Origin of the sequence: Anaerostipes rhamnosivorans, assembly GCF_005280655.1 — a bacterium.
Classification (GTDB): domain Bacteria; phylum Bacillota; class Clostridia; order Lachnospirales; family Lachnospiraceae; genus Anaerostipes; species Anaerostipes rhamnosivorans.
Window position 1 is genome coordinate 2158063 of the sequence record NZ_CP040058.1, and the last position, 17668, is coordinate 2175730.

Genomic DNA, 17668 nt, shown 5'->3' on the forward strand with positions numbered 1-17668 from the left:
AAACACAGGGATTTCTTTTTGCCGATCCATCTAGCGGATCTTTATCTTAATTTTGGCTTTGGATCTGGAGCCGTCCTTTGCATAGGCATAAATCGTAACAGTCTTTCCCTTCCCTGCTTTCTTTGTCTTGACAACTCCTTGTTTTGAGACAGATGCATACTTGCTCTTGCTGGATTTCCATGTGACAGACTTTTTCTTTCCCACAGTCTTGACCTTGGCCTTCAGCTTATATTTATTGCCAGCTCTTAAAGTAAGTTTCTTCTTATTTAACTTTACAACGGTCTTCTTGAACACGGCTGAAACCGTAGTAGCTGCCGTGACGCGGAAAGAATGACTGCTGCCTTTGATCTTTTTACCTGCCGCTTTCATGGTAGAAGGCTTAAAACAATAATATTTTGCCGCCTTAGGCTTTACCGTCACCTTCTGCCCAGGCAGATAAGATCCTCTGCCCGTGATCGTTCCATGCTTTGCCTTGGCTGTGACTTTCACAAGGCCGGAGGGCACAGAGTAGGAATACACAGGGCTGCTGTCCTCAAACTCATCATCGTCTCCGTCATCTTGTGCCTTGGACTGAACTGTCTTTTTCCCCTTGCCCAGATGCTTGAGATCAAAGTCATACTGCTGGGCAAGCGGCATTAAAAGAAATCTTGAACCTGCTGTGGTCCCGATTATCTCCTCGTCAAAGGATGCGGTGTAATCCATAGCCTCAAACCGATCTTTGGAAATGGAATAACGGAATACATTGCCGTAACCGTCCGTGTCCAGTCCTACATAAGCAATTCCATCCTTACATACCCCGACACAGGCAGAGAACGTTTCCTCATTTATATTCCTCGGCGTCAGAGAAGCCGACTTTTTTATCCACCGGTTAGTTCTGTCGCTGTAGACAAGGTTCTTAGGAATCTGCCCTTTCTTTCCGATGCTGCCTAAAGTGAGGAGCAGCTGGCTGCCAGACTGGACTGCAGCACTCTCGCAGCGGCCTTCCGGGAGTGACGCAGCTTTCGACCACTGCTTTTTCTCTGTATCATAGCGGTATACACTCTTCTCCAGAGATTGATTCTTTTTATTCTGTCCGCCGATCACATAGATCCTGCCGTTATAAGCCGCCAGGGAGGAACCCTGGACCTTAGAGCCTCCTGCTTTTGACAGATAAGAGTCAACTCTCGACCACTTCTTGGTCTTAAAGGAGTAGCACACCAGGGACCGTTTCACTTCATACCCAAGCTCTGCCTCCACAATGGCATAGACAGCTTGGTCACAGTAAACAGGCGCGGAATCCAGATCGAACTTTGCCCGGTCCAGTTCTCCCTTTTGTATGCCTGAGAATGCCTTTTCCATGTCCATAGAAGACATTTTGGAAAACTCCCGCTCTTCCTCATCCATTACATAGAGATTCAGCTCCCTGTCCAAGTAATAAAACTTACTACCGTCGGAAAAGACATCTCCTCCGTCTGTGATATTTTCTGTGGTAAACACCTGTCTGGGTCCGCTTTTGCCTTTCACAAAATAGAATGACCCAGCAACGGTCTTGCCCTGCCTGGTCGTTATCTTCACCTCTCCGACCCGGTTTACCAGCTTCCTGTTATCCATCACGATCCTTGTATCACTCCAGCTAGACACTTTTTCTGTATTGCCGTTCACCGACACAGTGCCGCCTGAAGCTCCGAATCCCTTCCCCTGAAGGACCACTCTTCCTCCTGAAACGAAGGCCTTGGTGATAATCGGATTGACGTCAGCCAGTTTTCTTCCGTCCAATACCCCTCTGGTGATCAAAGGCATGCCGTTTTCAGTTCTTGTCATCCCAAGGACTGTCTCCCGGTTGGCCGCGGCATTGCTGCTGTTATAATACTTGGATGCATTGGCCACCGCCCCGGCCACAAGAGGCGCAGCCATGGACGTGCCGCTGTAAAAGTCATATTTGCCGAACGCTTCACTGGATACCCCTGCCTTGCTCACCGCCGCGTCATCCAGATGGATTGTGAAATCCCCGTCACTTAAAGCCATCAAGGTGATTCCCAGCGCACGCTTTTCATTCTTTGTCGAGCTGCGGTCTGAATAGACAAAATGGGTCCAGTCATCTGCCTTGCTGCCGATAGATATCATAGGGATTCCCCCTGCCAGCATATTTATTGCGATATCTTCCAGTGTGAGCGGATCCTTGATCTGCCCCTCTTCGTCCAGCTGATAGTCCATTACAAGAACAAGGCCGGTCTCATCCTCCGCCTCTGCCTTACTCACCGCTTTCAGCATGGTACTCAAATAAGAATTCGTATTTCCTTTACTGCTGTCGTAAGGAAGAAACACCGTATAAATATCTCCGGATTTTGCCCCTTCCACAGAAATCTTAGCAGATGTTCCTTTCTTATCTTTTCCAAAGTAATCTCTGTCCGCAGAAACCGTCACCGTTCCTTTGCCGGTATTCCCGCCACCCTCTGTCTTAACGCCAGAGACATTCCCATCTTCAAATCCATTGTAGAACTGGCATAAGCTGTTTCTCTCTGCGTCACTGTAAATCGTGGGATTAAAGCAATCTTCATGAACGGAAGACAGAATATCATTGCCCGGCGCCGCCATATGTACGGATTCTGCTCCATAGTTAGAATAAGCGGCCAGCTGTCCATTTTCGTTGGTGGCTGCCACTGAGATCAGATAATCGCTGTCTACGCCAGCCGGAATTGTCAGGGTCTTGTCATTGTTCTCCATTTCATTTCCCGCGGCACAGACGGTAACCGCTCCTTTCTTTCCGACCAGGTCGATCACGTACTTCATCACTTCCGCGTACTCGGTCTCATCGGTGCCCCAGGAGTTGTTGACTGCCGCCACGTTGACGCCTTCCAGCTGCTGTTTGTAAATATAATAGTAGGCATCGATCACATTTGACAGATCACCGCCGCCGTCTTCATCAAAGACCTTCAGTGCCATCAGCTTGATATCACTGCTCTGGCTGATACCTGCAATCCCCTTCCCGTTTCCCGCCTGCGCTGCGATGATCCCGGCACAGTGGGTGCCATGTCCGTTGTCATCGGAAGGGTCGGGATCATTGTTTTCAAAATCGTATCCGTGGCTTCCTCTCAATGTGTGCGACTTGTTGGTCCACAGACGGCCCTTCAGTTCTTCGTGCCCTAAGTCGATCCCCGTGTCCACAACAGCCACAACTGTTTCTTTTCCGCCGGAACTGGAGGTCTTGCTGTAAAACTGGTCATAGCCCACATCCTTCCCGGCAGTTCCCCTGTTCTGTCCTTGATTGCTGTTGGCCCACTGGAAATCATAATAGGGATCACTGCCACTAAGGATCTTCGTCTTATAATTTGGCTGTGCCGCAATCACCTGGGGATTCTTGTCCAAGTCCCTAAGCAGCTCTTCCGTCTTTTTGCCGGAAGACACTCTGGCAATGGAAACCACAGGATCCTTGGACTTTGACCTTGTCTTTCCCTTCAAGTCCGTGGAAAAATTCCATGTCTTTTTTACCTTGATACCCGAAGAAAAGGGAACGGACCTGTTCTTCTGCCCTGACACGGTTGTCCGGTACAAAACCAGCGCCTCCCCTTCTACATACCCGGATTTCTTCTTTTCTGAAAGCTGCTTTTTGATGTCTGTAACCTGATCCTTATCAGAAGCAGCCTTTGCCGTTATCGGTGCTGCCGTAGATAAAAGTGCCAGGGACAGCATCCATGCAGCCCACCTTTTAACCTTTCTCATACTCTCTCCTTTCCTCTGTTGATCTCTCATTTTTTAAGTATATCACACCACATCTTTCCATTTGTTACAAATAGCTTACAATTGTTTGACCACCACTTTTTACCAATCAAGACAAAGTGGGCAATCCCACTTCATCTCCCCAATCCCTCACTCTTTGAGGGGCTTGTTCACTTTGCACGCCAAATGCGATTTGACGTAGTCAAATGATTTCCTTGCTCATTTGTGTGCATCCCCGCGGAGCGTTTTTGTGTCATAGGAAATTCCTTCGCAATTTCCTATGACATAAAAAAGTTTTTATTTTTTCATCACACATTGGCAGGGACCGAATAATATAAACTGTAAATATAATCAAGGAGGAAATAACATGAGTGATTTAGCTGCTACAGGTTGCGGAACATCATGCAATTCAGGATTCGGAGGAAACAACTGTCTTCTTCTTATTCTCTTATTATGCTGCTGCGGAGGTGACGGTGGATTCGGAGGCGGAGACGGCTGCGGATGCGGTTGTGACTCCATCATTTGGATCATCATCCTGCTGTGCTGCTGCGGTGGTGGATTCGGCGGCGGAAGCGGAAGCGGATGCGGATGCGGATGCTAATCTGACATGTCCTGATAAAAGGAGGGCAGCGGGTAATTTACCTGCTGCTCTCTTTCTTTTTCTAAAAAAAGCGGACAAGTTCAATTCAAATCCCTAAATCATAAGCGGTTTGACAACTTTGAGCGCCAAATGCCCGCAGGGCTTTTTTGTTCCATAGGGAGGAAAGGAGAACTTCCCTATGAAATAAAAAAAAGCCCGGAAGACTACTCCCGGGCAGAAATCTATATTTACCTGATACAGCAGAACAGTGCCAGAAGCACGATTAACATATTTCCGCCGTCCATGCTTTGTTTACTCATCATATCATGTCCCTGACCGGAAACGTTTAGTTTCCCCTTCTTTCTGAGACATTCCTCATCCAGTTCGTAGACAGTATTTTCTTCTTCCACAAAGATTTCACTCATATTTTTCTTCACCTCCTAATAATATAGGATATGAGAACGAAACCTAAGGTTGTGACAAAATGGATCAAAAACAAACCCACTGGGAGCATTTTTTCCGCGATGATTCGTCCAATATGCTGGAAGATGCTCTTCCATATCTACCTCCCAATCTAAAGAAATCCGCTGCACTTTACATCAAGTTTCATGAACTTCAGAATATCATGGAAGATTTTGACGACGAGGATACTCTCTCTGCCTGCGGGCTGGACCAGAACGACGCCTCTATGGAAATGATGCTGACTGCCATGAGGATGAGAGCTCCGAAGGAAACCGCCGCTCAAATTGACCAGCTGCTCCAGATGATGAAAATGGCGAAGATGTACCAGTCCTATCAGGATTTTCTGAAAGCAAACCCCAACGCCAATACTCCGTCAGGAAATTCATCAGCTGACTCCGACATGATGGCAAAGCTAATGCCGCTTTTCATGTCCCAGTCCCAGCCGGGTAAGCAGGAGACATCCAATGCACCTAACAGCGATCTGCTGAACCAAATCAATCAAATTCTGAAAAAGTGAGGTACCCCGCATGAATGAACAATGGAAAATGAATCCCGCTGTCCAGAACATCGATCCGAAGAAAATAGAGATCATGGAACTTCTGGTCAATCAGAGCCGAGGCAAAAATATGGAAGATATTCTCCCGGATCTGATGGCAGCTTCCAGCCGTCTTGCAGAACAGGGAATTGCATTTACCAACGAAGAGACCGGCATCATCATCGATGCCCTGTCAGAAACCATGACCGTCCAGGAACGTCAACGGCTGGAAATGGTAAGAAACCTGATCCTATAAATGTTAAAAATCCTTCCGGGCCTAAATGTGGCAGCAATTCCCGGAAGGATTTTTTATTTCATATCAATCAGAAAACTTATACCCAGTAGGGCATCCCGTGTCTTATACCCTTCGGGTAGGCGTGCTTTGCACGATAAAGTATGCATTTTCTACATGATTGGAGTGAGGCATTCTAAGAGCCGAACGGAAATCATGTGGAAAATGTCATGCTTTAGATAACCATAGCCCTCTTCTTCCATCTTTTCATAGGGAATGAACCTCAGGGATGCACTGTTGATGCAGTACCGGAGGCCTCCGAGCTCCCTGGGCCCGTCATCGAACACATGCCCCAGATGGCTGCTCCCCACACGGCTTTTAACCTCTGTTCGGCGCATAAGGAAGGACCTGTCGTCGTGTTCCGTCACTGCATCAGGCTCAAGAGGCTTTGAAAAGCTTGGCCATCCGCAGCCTGACTCAAACCCTTGACCTCAGCTCTTTTTCGTCAAAGACAGGATCATCGTTCTTAAACTCCCCGGCAGCGCTTAAATTAATATGGCAGTAACCGCCTGGATTCTTATCCAGATAGTCCTGATGATATTCCTCCGCCGGATAAAAGCATGTAAGCGGCAGGACCTCCGTCACGACCAGTGCCTTATATTGTTTTTGCTGTTTTTCTACGGCCTTCATAGCCAGATCCCTATCGTTTTCATCAACATAATAAATCCCGGAGCGGTACTGGCTGCCCCTGTCATTGCCCTGCCGGTTTACGCTGGTCGGATCCACCACCTTAAAAAAGCCGTCCAGCAGCCGTTCAGTGGAAATTCGTGACTCATCGTATACTGCTTTTACAGCCTCAGCGTGACCGGTGTTTGCGTTACATACCTGTTCATAAGTTGGATCTTTTACCGTCCCGTTGGCGTATCCCACCTGGGTATCCAAAAGGCCTGGAAGCTCTTTTAAAAAAGCTTCCAGACCCCAGAAACAGCCGCCTGCCAGATAAATGGTATGTGTTTTATTTTCCTGTTCCAATGTTTTATCCATGCTGACTCCTTTTCTTTTTATAATGAGTTTTTCTCCATTGTTTCCAGTCGGCTCTGGAAAGGCCTCCTTCCAACAATGAAGAAAAACGATCTTAGGATGGCACCTTTTGTTTTTTTGAATTTATCTGTCAACAGATATTACACCTAGTTTTAATGAGTTGCCAATGAGACTTAATGAATGTGCAACATTAAAAAAATAAACCAAAAAGTAAAATGATGTAAGTCAAAAGGTGCCACTTTTCGAAAGTTCTTTACCACTATTGGAGGAGCGCATTTCAAAAGCGCGACGGAAATAGTGGTAAAGAACTTTCTTAATGATACGTAGCATGCCCATCTGAAGGATATAAAATGCGGTGTGCCCTATGAGTATAGCATAACTAATCCGCGGCTATTCATCATACCGAATTCTTTCTACCACGGATTCTTTCTGGAATTTTCTGCTCATGACCGCGGAGAGGACCATCTGCAGAAGCAGCAGGATCCCTGCCATAACCAGAATCTCAGACAGCGGCAGATGATAGTCATTCAGTCCGATCATTCCTGTCTCCTTGCACTTAAGAAACAGATAATATCCAATCACATTTCCAAGGGTGAGTGCAATGACCAGAGTACCTCCAGTAAAAATGAGCCCTTCCATCTGAAGCATTCTTCTCACCTGTTTTGCCGTCATACCGATGGCCTGGAAAATCCCCAGTTCCTTTTTCCTTGTGACAATGCTTGTAATCAGAGTGTTTGCCATATTCATAAACCCGATGAGCCCGATGACAAACAGCAGGGCGTACAGAGAATCCCTGAGCAGGCCGATGCTAAGCTGCACCTCCTGATAAGCATCGTCATAAGATTTAATATGATAAAATTCACTGGTATCCATAAGCTCTTTCAGCTTCTTTTCCACTGAAGCCTTTTTCTCCGGCCTGCATGTCACATAAATCTCGCTGGTCAGATCCGTTTTCGTACCAAGCTTTTCAAATGTCTCCTCCGTCATTGCCCATGAGGCATCCATATGGCCATTGGCAGATCCGACAACAGTTGCGGAAAATGGAATTTTTTTCGTTCCATCCAGTATCTCCATATGAAGCTTGCCGCCGATATGATACCCGTAGTCTTCAAAAAAGTGATCCCAAAGATATACAACCCCGTTGTTATTCTTCATCGTATCATAGTCCGCACTTCCCCGCTCCAATTCTTTCTTTACAAAAGCGTCAAAATCCTTCTTTGAGAGAATCTGGATGACAGAGGTTCCTTCACCACCCTTTTTCTTCACATTTACCACCGCCCATTTTCCGGTCTCTACTTTGGTGACACCGTCGATCTGGCGGATCTGATCCGTCATATTTTTGTCCATCAGATTTTGTTGCTGCACACGGTTCAGATTCTTCTCCGGGTACGTTTTGTCATCTAATCCTGTATCCAGAGTAATATAAAAGTCTCCTTTTTTCACATCCTTTCCGGCCTCGTATGCCGGATTCATATTTCCTCCCAGGTTCGCAATGACAATGAACATAACACAGCTGAGTCCCATGGTGAGGATGGTGGTCACTGTCCGTTTTTTATTTCTCGCCAGATTTGCCTGGGTGATCCTGATAAGATTGATCTGCCGGCAGCCTTTCCGGTTCTGTCTCTTTTTCCCTGTGCCCTCCTGGTACCGTACGGCTTCTACTGGAGAGACCTTGGCTGCCACCTGCATAGGCCGTTTCATAGACAGATACACTGTGAGCAATGCCAGAACCCCTGCCCCGATCAATACCGGCAGGCTAAACAGCGGTGTATTTGAGATCACTTCCCCCACAGTCTTGTTGGTGCCTCCGATCCCTGCAATTTTCACAAAGAACAGCTTTGTTACGATAAATCCTATGAACAGGCCCAGAGGTATGCTGATGCCTGACAAGATCATTCCTTCCCTGAAGATCATCTGCTTCATCTGTTTCCTGGTCATACCGATGGCACGCAGCTTTCCATATTCCTGTACCTTCTGCACCATACCCACATAAAAAATATTATAGATCACAACGATGCTGAACAGGATCACAATGGCAGCCACAAATGCCCCGACAGCAACCGTCTGCGTCCCCGGATCTGTATCCCACATGATAAAGATTTTATTTAACGAAATATTACGTTCGGGGATGGATAGGGCTTTCCCTAAATCCTGGATACTTTCTTCCATTTCATTTTCTGTCATCTTCTGATCGTTCTTCATTTTAAAACATACTGAATATGACCGCTTTTTTACAGGGACCGTGTTCTCATAAAACTTTTTAGACACCACCGCACCGTAAGTCTGCTTTAAATCATTTATCTCATTATCCGGCAGGAAACCAGAGATCTTAAAAGCCTTTTTTATAACTTTGCCTTTTGCGCCGATCCTGTATGGAACCGTGACACTGTCTCCTATCTCCGGTTTTTTAAGACCCAGGTTTTTAAAAAATGCCTTTTGGGCCATGATTTCGTTTTCTTCCACAGGAATCCTGCTATGTCCGGTCATCTTAAGGTTCGACATAGCTCTTGCTTTTTGGTCATAGTAGGCCAGGATCCCACTGGCTTTTCCCAGATCTGCCGTGGCGGCATTGGCCATAACTCCTGCTTTTTCAATTTCTCCCCGGACTATGATCTCCTTCATTTTTTCTTCGCCGACGTTCATAAATGCCCCGTGGAAATCTCCGTAGAGCGCAGAACTATTTGCCTTGTTGGCCTTTAATAAACCATTGCAGCTCAGTCCGATGATCGTAAGCAGCGCAGTTGTCAGAATAATCGAAATTGCGATCAGGATACTGCGCCCTCTGTTCTGCCTCAGGTTTTTTTCGGATAACTTTGTGACTGTCTTCATCTACCTCACCACCTTGCCGTCTTCGATCAGGATGATCCGGTCTGCCATCTGTGCGATCTCCTCATCGTGGGTGATCATTACCAGGGTCTGTCCATATTTTTTTGCCGTCATCTTGAGCAGGGAGATCACCTCATCCCCGGTCTTGGAATCCAGATTCCCTGTGGGCTCATCTGCCAGAATGATGTCTGGTTTAGAAGCGATAGCCCTTGCAATGGCTACCCTTTGCTGCTGCCCTCCCGACAGGGTATTCGGAAGGCTCTGCTTCTTCTCTGTCATTTCCAGTGTCTTTAGGATTTCTTCCACGAACTCTTCATTCAGTTTCCTTCCATCCAAACCAATGGGAAGGACAACATTCTCCCACACATTCAGAGAAGAAATCAGATTAAAAGACTGAAAAATAAAACCGATCTTTCTGCGGCGGAAAATTGCCAGTTCCTCCTCTTTCATACAGCTGATATCCTTACCCCCGATCAGCACTTTCCCGCTTGTGGGATGGTCCAGCCCTCCCAGCATATGAAGCAGCGTACTTTTTCCTGAACCGCTTTTTCCCACAACGGCAGCAAACTCTCCCTGCCTGATCTCAAGAGAGGTGTGGTCAATCGCCCTTACCTCGTTTTCTCCCTCTCCGTAATATTTACATAAATCTTTTGTCTCTAACATAATATTTTCACTCATGATCTTATACCTCCTTGTTATACTGACAATGATAACCCTTTACTCTTTCATTTGGCTTTCAATCAAAAAGAAAAAGCCTTACAAATCTGTAAGACTTAAATGTAAGATAAAGATACTGCCCTGTTTGCCGGCAGAAACCGAAACCGTTCCGCCCTGGGCCTCCAGTATTTTTCTCGTGAGATACAGTCCCACTCCGGATCCCTCCGCTTCTTTTACCCTGTCCTCGTTTCCTCTGTAAAATCTCTGAAAGATCTTGGAATAATTTTCCCGGTCAATCCCGATCCCTTGATCCTCAATCTCAATACGCAGAAAGCTGGTCCGTTCCATCATCCGTATTTGAATGTCCGTGCCTTCATTACTGTACTTTACAGCGTTTTCCAATATATTGGCAATGGCCTCCCTTGTCCACTTCGGGTCGTGGAAAATCTCCAGGTTCTCTATGGAACTGCTTTCCTTGATAACCTCAATCTGGATCTGTTTTTCCTGAGCTTTCACATATATGGTGCTGACTGCCTGAGCGATGGTATCCATGATCGGTTTCATTTCCTTTTGGATCGAGATCATTCCTGTCTCCATTCTGGAAATGTTGATCAAGGCTTTTGTAAGGCTGTCCAGCCTCTTTGTCTGTCCCACTGCCTGCTTAATGAATTCCTTCTGTTCCTCTTTCGTCAATTCCTCTCCTTCCAGCAGTTCCAGGCATATACCAAGACTTGCCACCGGTGTCTTCAACTGATGGGAGATATCCGTGACCAGAGACTTTGTCCCTTCCTTTTCCTCCCAAAGTTTGTTCTCATTGACCATAAGTTTCCTTCCCAAAGAATCCAGCCGGCTCAGAAGCTGGCTCTTTGTTCCCTCCGCTTCCTCATAGGAAACCTGATAGTTCCCTAAGTAAAACTGTTCTGCCATGGCCCGGAGTTCTTCAAATTCCTGCTCCCTCTGCGCTTTCGTCTTTTTCATCCAGAGAAACGCTGCCCCTGCCACCGCACCATAGACTCCAAGAAGCAGTGCAGCCGACCAGTGCATGTATTGTCTCATCTCGGTGCGCAGGCTCTGCTGCACTGCCTTTTTATATCCGTACTTCCCAAGGATCTCCCTTCCCCTCGCTTTCACTGTATCCTCCCCTTTTTCCCGGAGCATATGATACAGTGCGTCCTGTGTCTTCTCCGTCTCCAAAACCCCGGCAGCCTTTAAGATCTGGCTCTCCTTTTCCATCAGCCTTCTGTTTTCCCTGACACATCCAAGGCCGAAGAGAAAAAGGAAGATCGCCGCTGTAAAGATGCTGAAGAAAATCCACCTGTTCTTTTCTGTTATCTGTCTCAAGATCCTGTACACTCCTTATCCCAGAGATACCCGATGCCCCTGATATTTTTAATGTATTCAGGCTTTGACGGCTCCTGCTCAATCTTCTCCCTAAGCCTTCTGATATTGACTGCCACCGTGTTTTCATCGACAAACTCCCCGTCCATATCAAAAATCTGTTCCAGGATCTGTCCTTTGGAAAACACCTGCCTTGGATGAGTAATAAATAAGAGAAGCAATTTCCACTCATTTTTGGTCAAATTTTTCTCTTCCCCTGAGATCAGCACCTTCATCCCATTTTTATGGACACAGACTCTCCCTGATTCAATCTTTTCTTCCCGGACCTCCATACGAGCAAATACCGCATGAACTTTTGATATGAGCACCGCCAGACTGAACGGTTTTACCACGTAGTCGTCAGCTCCCGCTTCATATCCCATGACAATGTCAATTTCCTGGTCCATGGCTGTCAAGAACATAAACCGCACGTTGCTGGTCCTGCGTATCTCCCTGCAGAAGTCCAGCCCGCTGCCGTCCTCCAGTGTAATATCACAGATGATCAGTTCAAATTCATTTTCATTCCAGAGTTTTATGCCTTCCTGTATCCCTGCGCATGCTTCTGTCTCATACCCCTCCTTTTCTAATTTAAAACAAATCCCTCGTCTGAGACTTTCGTCATCTTCCAGCAATAAAATCCTTCCGTTCATCCTGACCTCCGCTTTCATATCCCATTCATTTCGTCTTTAAAAACATACTGCAGAAAATTTTTATGCCTCTGAAACCCATAATCTGAATACAGCAAAACTCCCATGTCAGATGCGGTCACATGGACAGCTCCGCATCCATAATTTTTTGCCTCATCCATGACCATATTTAATAAAACTCTAGCGATCCCTTTTCTCCTGAACTCTTTCTTTGTATACATGCTGGAGAGAATACCAATCTTCCCCGATGGATTCGCATAATACGGAGGTTTCTCCGTAAACGACATTCCACTGGTGTCCACGATTTCCCTACCGCACACCCCAAGCCATGAAATGTACCGGCCGTTTCCCAGGTTCTTATGATAAAATCCAGTCAAATAGGGGGTGAGATCAAAGTCCGCCTGTGCCCCCTCGTCCTGGAGCTGCTCCACTCTCATCTGGACGATCGTTGGTATGTCATGTATGTCCATCCTTCGGTATGATATTATTTTTTCTTTCTCCATAGAGGGTCCCCCTTTTCTATAGATCTTTCAGCTTTGTCCCATCTTTTGTTTTCCAGTCTATATTTCCATTGGAAGTGTGCCCTAAGACAACTGCCGAAGCGGCCGACGGCGCGCTGAATTCGTAATTCTTTATAAAGGTCCTGTCAACAATTGTTCCATCCGTCTCCAGCTTATTTCTCAGGTTAAAATAAGTCTTCCCTCTGGTTTCCAGTGATGGGACAATATGATCGGAAATAACAGAATCCTTTAGCACGGTAAATCCTTCTGAGCTGACAAATCCTTTCGCAGAACCGCCGGATCCCTTACAGTACAGATAAATCGTATCGTCTGTTGCCTGCGGAGCCGGCACTAACGCTTTATAGCCTAAAATACTGATCAAAACTTTTACATTCTCTATGAATTCCTCCATCACAGCGGTCTGTGATTCTTTCATAACTGTATTTTTCCTGCATGATAATCCCTCAAATGTTGATTTAACCGTTCCACAACATTTTCCGCTTCTCCTATATACGGAATCATCCCCGTCATCGCCCTGACAGAAAAGAAAATGGACACCCGCGCCCTTTACATCCTCTCTGTCACATCCAGGAACTTCTGTTCTTGGGATTTTAATCGATTTTCCATATGGCATTTTATCATCTCTTCATTTTCACACATTTTTATCACCCAACATTAAAACATCTTATATAAAAAGAAAAGAAACATTCCTGCCTGACACAGGATAATGAAAGGGATCCCATACCGGAACACCGGTTTCCTCGTCTTATGCCGGAACACCTGCATTCCCGTAAAGGCTCCCAGGGACCCGCCTGCCACTGCCAGCAGGATCAATGTCTTTTCCGGTATTCTCCACTGATTCTTTTTTGCCTTTTGTTTATCACTTCCATACAAGAAAAACGCTATTACATTGATAAAAAGCAGATAGATCATAATTGTCTGCATAGCTGTCTCCTTTCCCTTGATCATTTCTAAAACTAAGATTCTTTTTTATTATAGCATATGACGTCCAGTATTTTTATCTATTCATCCGTAGAGATCCGTGATATCTTTATCATACTATTAAAATTCCCAGCGATATTACATACTGTTCGCTGGGAATTTTTATGAAACCTCTTATATAATTTTTAGTAACCTTCCTGTTCACCGTTAGAATACCCTTCAAGATAACCATGGAACTCTATTTGATTCCGGTCATTTATGATGTTTGAGGATATTTTTTTCTGGCTGCAAAAACTGTAAATCTCATCTTCCGCAGTGTAAACTCTCAAGATCGTCAATTGATCTTTCCTGGCTGTTTCTTTTTGGTTTTCTCCTTTATATTTTGTTGTCCCTGCTGAATAGATGCTTCCCCTCAGCTCAAGAACAGTCTCTGATCCATGCACTCCATTCCTGGTTATCTCTACAGATCCCAGTGCAGTATATTGTTCTTCAGGTGTATAAATTTTAATCAAAGTTTTCTTGCTGTCATCCAGTACCAGTTCACTTTCGCTATCTTGTTTCTTAATATCATAGGATCTGTCTCTTGCCTGGCAATGTTCTCTCCAGCAGTAAGCGAGTGTAAAGATAACACACAACATCGATACCGATATGACAGCTGCTCCTGTAAGTATCAGTTTTTTCTTTTGTCTCAATAGCTTCCTCCTTGTCAGTATCCGATATCAGAAATCCACCCTTTGATCTCTCCCTGTACCTCGGAAATATTATCTCTTTATATTTCTATGACATTTTCTTTAACCTCAGAATCCTTTCATGCATCTGCAGTATGCTTCACACTGACGAACAGTCCTTCTGTGCCGCTATCGTAATTTCTCATAGTCTTCATCCGCCATCGGCTCCAGCCACTCATTTGAAGCCTCGTCTGCCGGTACTTCCACAGCCAGATGGGAAAACCAGCTGTTTTTCGCCGCGCCATGCCAGTGTTTGACCTCCGCCGGAATGGACACCACGTCTCCCGGCTGAAGCTTTTGCGCTTCTTTTCCCCATTCCTGGTAATAACCACACCCTCCGGTCACCAGAAGGATCTGTCCTCCTTTGTGGTGGATATGCCAGTTATTCCTGCACCCAGGCTCAAAAGTCACGTTACCGATCCCAACTCCTTTTGTAGTAAGCATTTTAAGATAACTCTGTCCTGCAAAATACTGAGCAAAGGCATCATTTTTTTCTCCAACAGGGAAAACCGCCCCTGATCCCAGCTGGGATTTCATCACATTGGTACTCTCTTCCTCCTTCCAGACTTCTTTTGCAATGTTAAATGCCGCCCAGGCTTTTGGCCAGCCGCTGTAGAAGGCCAGCTGCGTTAATGTTTCAGCAATCTCTTCTTTTGAAAGGCCGTTTTCCTTTGCTTTTTCCATGTGAAATTTCAGCGAATTGTCAAAAATTCCACTGGTCATAAGCGCCGTCACTGTAATCAGGCTCCGGTCCCTTGGTGACAGCTTCTCTTCTCTGGACCATACTTCCCCAAATAATATATCATCATTTAATTCTGCAAACTGTGGCGCAAATTTCCCCAATGCTTCTCTGCCTGCTGTTACTTTTTGCTTCTTCATATTCCTTACCTCCACAAAATTTGATTTTGCCTTATGACTGATTCTCTTTTTCTTCTTGAATCTTAAATCTGAGATAATCCAATCGTTCCAGCTGCTTTTCCCGGAAGTGAATCTCGTCCAGGGCCCTCCTTCTTTTTTCCTCCAGCATCTGCATTCTTTTATTATCCGTTGTCTCACCCGACAGTAAAAGCTTCATATAAGTTTCTACTTCATCCATATCAAATCCAATATCATGCAGTGTCATGATCAGACTCAGGCGTTCCAAGTCCTGGTCATCATACTGCCACACTCCCATGACATTTTTCACCGCACCGCATAGGCCCCAGCCCTCATAATTCCCTCAATATTTCTACCGGGATTCCATAATTTTCACTTGCTTCCTTAATGGTCAATCGATCACCTCACTCCTTATAGAATTAAAATAAAAGTGCTCCTTTCTGGAACACTTTTTATTTTAATCTGAGCCGAATTTTATGTCTAATACCTATACTTAATGATGAGGAATGTGTTTTAAGCATTTCTGTTAAAATACTCTTTGGCATGATCGAGAAACGCAGAGGTAGTCTTTGAAAAGATCTGGTGCTTTTTCCATGCCAGAACAGAGCCTAGCTCCAGCTGCGGGGAAAAGGGTACAAAACAAAGAGAGTCAAACTTACTTTCCAATTTAATACAGAGCAAAGCCCCGGCATTTTTTTCTGCCATGATAGCGGCATTGTAGATTAGATTATGCGGCGACCTCAATCTGATCGGCATACTCACCAAACCAGTTAGATAGTTCATTCTGTACAAGCTCCCGTTTCGTAGACAGCAGCGGGATGCCGACAAGATCCTCCGGGTGGATCTCCTTTTTATGAGCCAGCGGGGAGTCCTTACGTACCAGCACTCCCCATTGCTCCTTCTGGGACATACGAATGAACCCGTATTTCCCGATATCCACCGGCTCCAGCAAAAGCCCCAGATCGAGAAGACCTCTCTCTATGCGGTCTTTGATATTGTCCGCATTTCCACTGTATATTTCATAATGGATAAGAGGATATTTATCCCGGAAAGAAACAAGGAACTCCGAAAAACAACCCATGCTGTGGATCTCTCCGCAGCCGATGGCGATGTCTCCGGACAGCTGCCCCTTGTCAGACAGCTCCTGTTTTGTTTTTTCTGCAAGGGAGACCAGCTCCTGGGCTCTGCGCTTTAACAGCATGCCCTCTTCTGTCAGCATGATCTTGTGGCTGCTGCGTTCAAATAACTTCACCCCCAGTTCCTCTTCCAGCTGCATCAGCTGTCTGGAAAGGGTGGGCTGGGTCACATGCAGAAGATTGGCAGCTTTTGTGATATTTTCTTCTCTTGCCACCATCAAAAAATAAGTCAACACACGAAGTTCCATAGTGTTTCCTCCCTTATTTTTCTCTTATAAGCCTGCAGGCTGCTTCAATTTCTCTGTAAAGTCAGCCATGGCCTCAGAAATCTTCAGCTGCTGCGGACAGACCGCCTCACATCCTCTGCACCCGATACAGGCGTCCGGGCGTTTCTCCTCCGGCAGAGCTTCCACAGCCATCTGTGTGATGATTGTTGTGTTAAAGCGGCTTTCATTATATAGGGAAAGCAATGTAGGAATATCCAGCTTCTTCGGGCAATGGGAGGTACAGTACCGGCAGCCAGTGCATGGAAGGATATCCAGCATACTATCTGCCACTTCCATCAGTGCCGTCATTTCTTGATCATCCAGAGGTTTTTCTTCGGCATATGTAGCCACATTTTCCTCCAGCTGATCCATATTTGACATGCCGGATAAGACCATGGTCACTCCGGGAACGGTCTGGAGAAAACGGAATGCCCAGGCTGGAATCCCCTCATCTGGACGGAGGTTCTTAAGTTTCTTGCTGTTTTCTTTTGAAAGCGCGGACAGTTTTCCTCCCCTAAGCGGCTCCATGACCCAGACCGGCATCTCATATTCATTGAGCAGTTCTACCTTCGCCTTGGCATCCTGAAGCTTCCAGTCAAGATAATTCAGCTGGATCTGGCAGAATTCCAGATGCTCTCCGTAAACATCCAAAAAGCGCTTTAACGTGTCATAGCGGCCATGGCAGGAAAATCCTAAATGTTTGATCCTTCCGGCCTTTTTCTGTTCTAAGAGATATTCCATGATGCCGTACTTTTCGTCCACATAGGGATCGATATTTTTTTCATAAACGTTGGGAAACAGATAAAAATCAAAATGCTCCACCCCGCATTTATTCAGCTGCTCTTCAAAAATGCTGTCCACTTTGTCCATATTTGACAAGTCATACCCTGGAAACTTGGTTGCCAGATAATAGCTTTCTCTCGGATAGGCACTCAGTACCTTACCTATCACAGTTTCTGACTGTCCGTCATGATAACCGTAAGCGGTATCAAAGTAATTAATCCCGTGTTTCAGGGCATAATCCACCATCTGTGCCGTCTGCTCCACATCGATCTGGGTATCCCCTCCACCTTTTATCAGCGGCAGTCTCATTGCTCCCAGCCCCAGTGCAGAAAGTTTAGTTCCTTTAAAATCTTTATAAATCATACAAATCCTCCTTGACTTCAT

20 protein-coding genes are annotated in these 17668 nt (G+C 45.7%); 3 read left to right on the plus strand and 17 right to left on the minus strand.

Going from position 1 to position 17668, the window contains the following annotated elements:
• Positions 1–30 precede the first annotated feature (30 nt).
• Positions 31–3699 carry a S8 family serine peptidase gene (locus AR1Y2_RS10710; protein ID WP_243118730.1) on the minus strand — a complete coding sequence of 1223 codons (3669 nt, stop codon included), beginning with the start codon at positions 3697–3699 and terminating at the stop codon, positions 31–33.
• 364 nt (positions 3700–4063) lie between these two features.
• Here AR1Y2_RS10710 and AR1Y2_RS10715 point away from each other — a divergent pair, with 364 nt between their 5' ends.
• Positions 4064–4297, plus strand: a complete 234-nt coding sequence (locus tag AR1Y2_RS10715; protein WP_137328942.1) for a chorion class high-cysteine HCB protein 13 — start codon at positions 4064–4066, stop codon at positions 4295–4297.
• A 227-nt stretch (positions 4298–4524) separates the two neighbouring features.
• Here the strand turns inward: AR1Y2_RS10715 and AR1Y2_RS17805 are convergent, their stop codons facing one another.
• Positions 4525–4701, minus strand: coding sequence for a hypothetical protein (locus tag AR1Y2_RS17805; RefSeq protein ID WP_175403632.1), 177 nt, complete (start codon positions 4699–4701; stop codon positions 4525–4527).
• 59 nt (positions 4702–4760) lie between these two features.
• On the opposite strand from AR1Y2_RS17805, the gene AR1Y2_RS10720 reads away from it, so the two are divergent.
• The gene (locus tag AR1Y2_RS10720; RefSeq protein ID WP_137328943.1) at positions 4761–5255 is read left to right on the plus strand and encodes a hypothetical protein; all 495 of its coding nucleotides are present in this window, start codon (positions 4761–4763) and stop codon (positions 5253–5255) included.
• Positions 5256–5265: 10 nt separating this feature from the next.
• On the plus strand, positions 5266–5529 hold the full coding sequence (locus AR1Y2_RS10725; RefSeq protein WP_137328944.1) for a hypothetical protein: 264 nt from the start codon (positions 5266–5268) through the stop codon (positions 5527–5529).
• A gap of 149 nt (positions 5530–5678) precedes the next feature.
• Here AR1Y2_RS10725 and AR1Y2_RS18400 read toward each other — a convergent pair whose 3' ends face one another.
• The 15 genes from AR1Y2_RS18400 to AR1Y2_RS10790 form a co-directional block, all read right to left on the minus strand.
• Positions 5679–5933 carry a peptide-methionine (R)-S-oxide reductase gene (locus AR1Y2_RS18400; RefSeq protein WP_330554863.1) on the minus strand — a complete coding sequence of 85 codons (255 nt, stop codon included), beginning with the start codon at positions 5931–5933 and terminating at the stop codon, positions 5679–5681.
• Positions 5934–5982: 49 nt separating this feature from the next.
• On the minus strand, positions 5983–6549 hold the full coding sequence (msrA, locus tag AR1Y2_RS10730; RefSeq protein ID WP_330554864.1) for a peptide-methionine (S)-S-oxide reductase MsrA: 567 nt from the start codon (positions 6547–6549) through the stop codon (positions 5983–5985).
• A 387-nt stretch (positions 6550–6936) separates the two neighbouring features.
• Entirely contained in the window at positions 6937–9375 is a 2439-nt protein-coding gene (locus AR1Y2_RS10735) for an ABC transporter permease (protein ID WP_137328945.1), read from the minus strand.
• Positions 9376–10050, minus strand: coding sequence for an ABC transporter ATP-binding protein (locus tag AR1Y2_RS10740; protein WP_137328946.1), 675 nt, complete (start codon positions 10048–10050; stop codon positions 9376–9378). It lies immediately after the preceding gene.
• Between the two features lie 78 nt (positions 10051–10128).
• The gene (locus AR1Y2_RS10745; RefSeq protein WP_243118731.1) at positions 10129–11370 is read right to left on the minus strand and encodes a sensor histidine kinase; all 1242 of its coding nucleotides are present in this window, start codon (positions 11368–11370) and stop codon (positions 10129–10131) included.
• Positions 11367–12056: a response regulator transcription factor gene (locus AR1Y2_RS10750; RefSeq protein ID WP_137328947.1), complete on the minus strand. Its 690-nt coding sequence runs from the start codon at positions 12054–12056 to the stop codon at positions 11367–11369. The genes AR1Y2_RS10745 and AR1Y2_RS10750 overlap by 4 nt, the downstream gene beginning before the upstream one ends.
• Before the next feature lie 14 nt (positions 12057–12070).
• Entirely contained in the window at positions 12071–12556 is a 486-nt protein-coding gene (locus tag AR1Y2_RS10755; RefSeq protein WP_243118732.1) for a GNAT family N-acetyltransferase, read from the minus strand.
• Positions 12557–12572: 16 nt separating this feature from the next.
• Positions 12573–13187 carry a DUF4357 domain-containing protein gene (locus AR1Y2_RS10760; protein ID WP_207670565.1) on the minus strand — a complete coding sequence of 205 codons (615 nt, stop codon included), beginning with the start codon at positions 13185–13187 and terminating at the stop codon, positions 12573–12575.
• A 41-nt stretch (positions 13188–13228) separates the two neighbouring features.
• On the minus strand, positions 13229–13498 hold the full coding sequence (locus AR1Y2_RS10765) for a DUF1294 domain-containing protein (RefSeq protein ID WP_137328948.1): 270 nt from the start codon (positions 13496–13498) through the stop codon (positions 13229–13231).
• Positions 13499–13680: 182 nt separating this feature from the next.
• Entirely contained in the window at positions 13681–14187 is a 507-nt protein-coding gene (locus tag AR1Y2_RS10770) for a hypothetical protein (RefSeq protein WP_137328949.1), read from the minus strand.
• A gap of 165 nt (positions 14188–14352) precedes the next feature.
• Positions 14353–15102, minus strand: a complete 750-nt coding sequence (locus AR1Y2_RS10775) for a carboxymuconolactone decarboxylase family protein (protein WP_137328950.1) — start codon at positions 15100–15102, stop codon at positions 14353–14355.
• A 31-nt stretch (positions 15103–15133) separates the two neighbouring features.
• A complete protein-coding gene (locus AR1Y2_RS10780; RefSeq protein WP_334295173.1) occupies positions 15134–15397 on the minus strand; it encodes a MerR family transcriptional regulator in 264 nt (87 codons plus the stop codon).
• A 215-nt stretch (positions 15398–15612) separates the two neighbouring features.
• Positions 15613–15855 (minus strand): hypothetical protein, encoded by a 243-nt coding sequence (locus AR1Y2_RS18440; RefSeq protein WP_330554845.1) that lies wholly within the window; start codon positions 15853–15855, stop codon positions 15613–15615.
• Positions 15827–16483, minus strand: a complete 657-nt coding sequence (locus tag AR1Y2_RS10785; RefSeq protein ID WP_330554846.1) for a LysR family transcriptional regulator — start codon at positions 16481–16483, stop codon at positions 15827–15829. Before AR1Y2_RS10785 ends, AR1Y2_RS18440 begins: the two co-directional genes overlap by 29 nt.
• Before the next feature lie 24 nt (positions 16484–16507).
• On the minus strand, positions 16508–17647 hold the full coding sequence (locus tag AR1Y2_RS10790) for an aldo/keto reductase (protein WP_137328951.1): 1140 nt from the start codon (positions 17645–17647) through the stop codon (positions 16508–16510).
• Positions 17648–17668: the final 21 nt, after the last annotated feature.

Bases quoted from the DNA above. Each gene is read 5' to 3' on its own strand.
- AR1Y2_RS10710 (WP_243118730.1), bottom strand. From the start codon at position 3,699: ATGAGAAAGGTTAAAAGGTGGGCTGCATGGATGCTGTCCCTGGCACTT.
- AR1Y2_RS10715 (WP_137328942.1), top strand. From the start codon at position 4,064: ATGAGTGATTTAGCTGCTACAGGTTGCGGAACATCATGCAATTCAGGA.
- AR1Y2_RS17805 (WP_175403632.1), bottom strand. From the start codon at position 4,701: ATGAGTGAAATCTTTGTGGAAGAAGAAAATACTGTCTACGAACTGGAT.
- AR1Y2_RS10720 (WP_137328943.1), top strand. From the start codon at position 4,761: ATGGATCAAAAACAAACCCACTGGGAGCATTTTTTCCGCGATGATTCG.
- AR1Y2_RS10725 (WP_137328944.1), top strand. From the start codon at position 5,266: ATGAATGAACAATGGAAAATGAATCCCGCTGTCCAGAACATCGATCCG.
- msrA (WP_330554864.1), bottom strand. From the start codon at position 6,549: ATGGATAAAACATTGGAACAGGAAAATAAAACACATACCATTTATCTG.
- AR1Y2_RS10735 (WP_137328945.1), bottom strand. From the start codon at position 9,375: ATGAAGACAGTCACAAAGTTATCCGAAAAAAACCTGAGGCAGAACAGA.
- AR1Y2_RS10740 (WP_137328946.1), bottom strand. From the start codon at position 10,050: ATGAGTGAAAATATTATGTTAGAGACAAAAGATTTATGTAAATATTAC.
- AR1Y2_RS10750 (WP_137328947.1), bottom strand. From the start codon at position 12,056: ATGAACGGAAGGATTTTATTGCTGGAAGATGACGAAAGTCTCAGACGA.
- AR1Y2_RS10755 (WP_243118732.1), bottom strand. From the start codon at position 12,556: ATGGAGAAAGAAAAAATAATATCATACCGAAGGATGGACATACATGAC.
- AR1Y2_RS10760 (WP_207670565.1), bottom strand. From the start codon at position 13,187: ATGCCATATGGAAAATCGATTAAAATCCCAAGAACAGAAGTTCCTGGA.
- AR1Y2_RS10765 (WP_137328948.1), bottom strand. From the start codon at position 13,498: ATGCAGACAATTATGATCTATCTGCTTTTTATCAATGTAATAGCGTTT.
- AR1Y2_RS10775 (WP_137328950.1), bottom strand. From the start codon at position 15,102: ATGAAGAAGCAAAAAGTAACAGCAGGCAGAGAAGCATTGGGGAAATTT.
- AR1Y2_RS10780 (WP_334295173.1), bottom strand. From the start codon at position 15,397: ATGGGAGTGTGGCAGTATGATGACCAGGACTTGGAACGCCTGAGTCTG.
- AR1Y2_RS18440 (WP_330554845.1), bottom strand. From the start codon at position 15,855: ATGCCGATCAGATTGAGGTCGCCGCATAATCTAATCTACAATGCCGCT.
- AR1Y2_RS10785 (WP_330554846.1), bottom strand. From the start codon at position 16,483: ATGGAACTTCGTGTGTTGACTTATTTTTTGATGGTGGCAAGAGAAGAA.
- AR1Y2_RS10790 (WP_137328951.1), bottom strand. From the start codon at position 17,647: ATGATTTATAAAGATTTTAAAGGAACTAAACTTTCTGCACTGGGGCTG.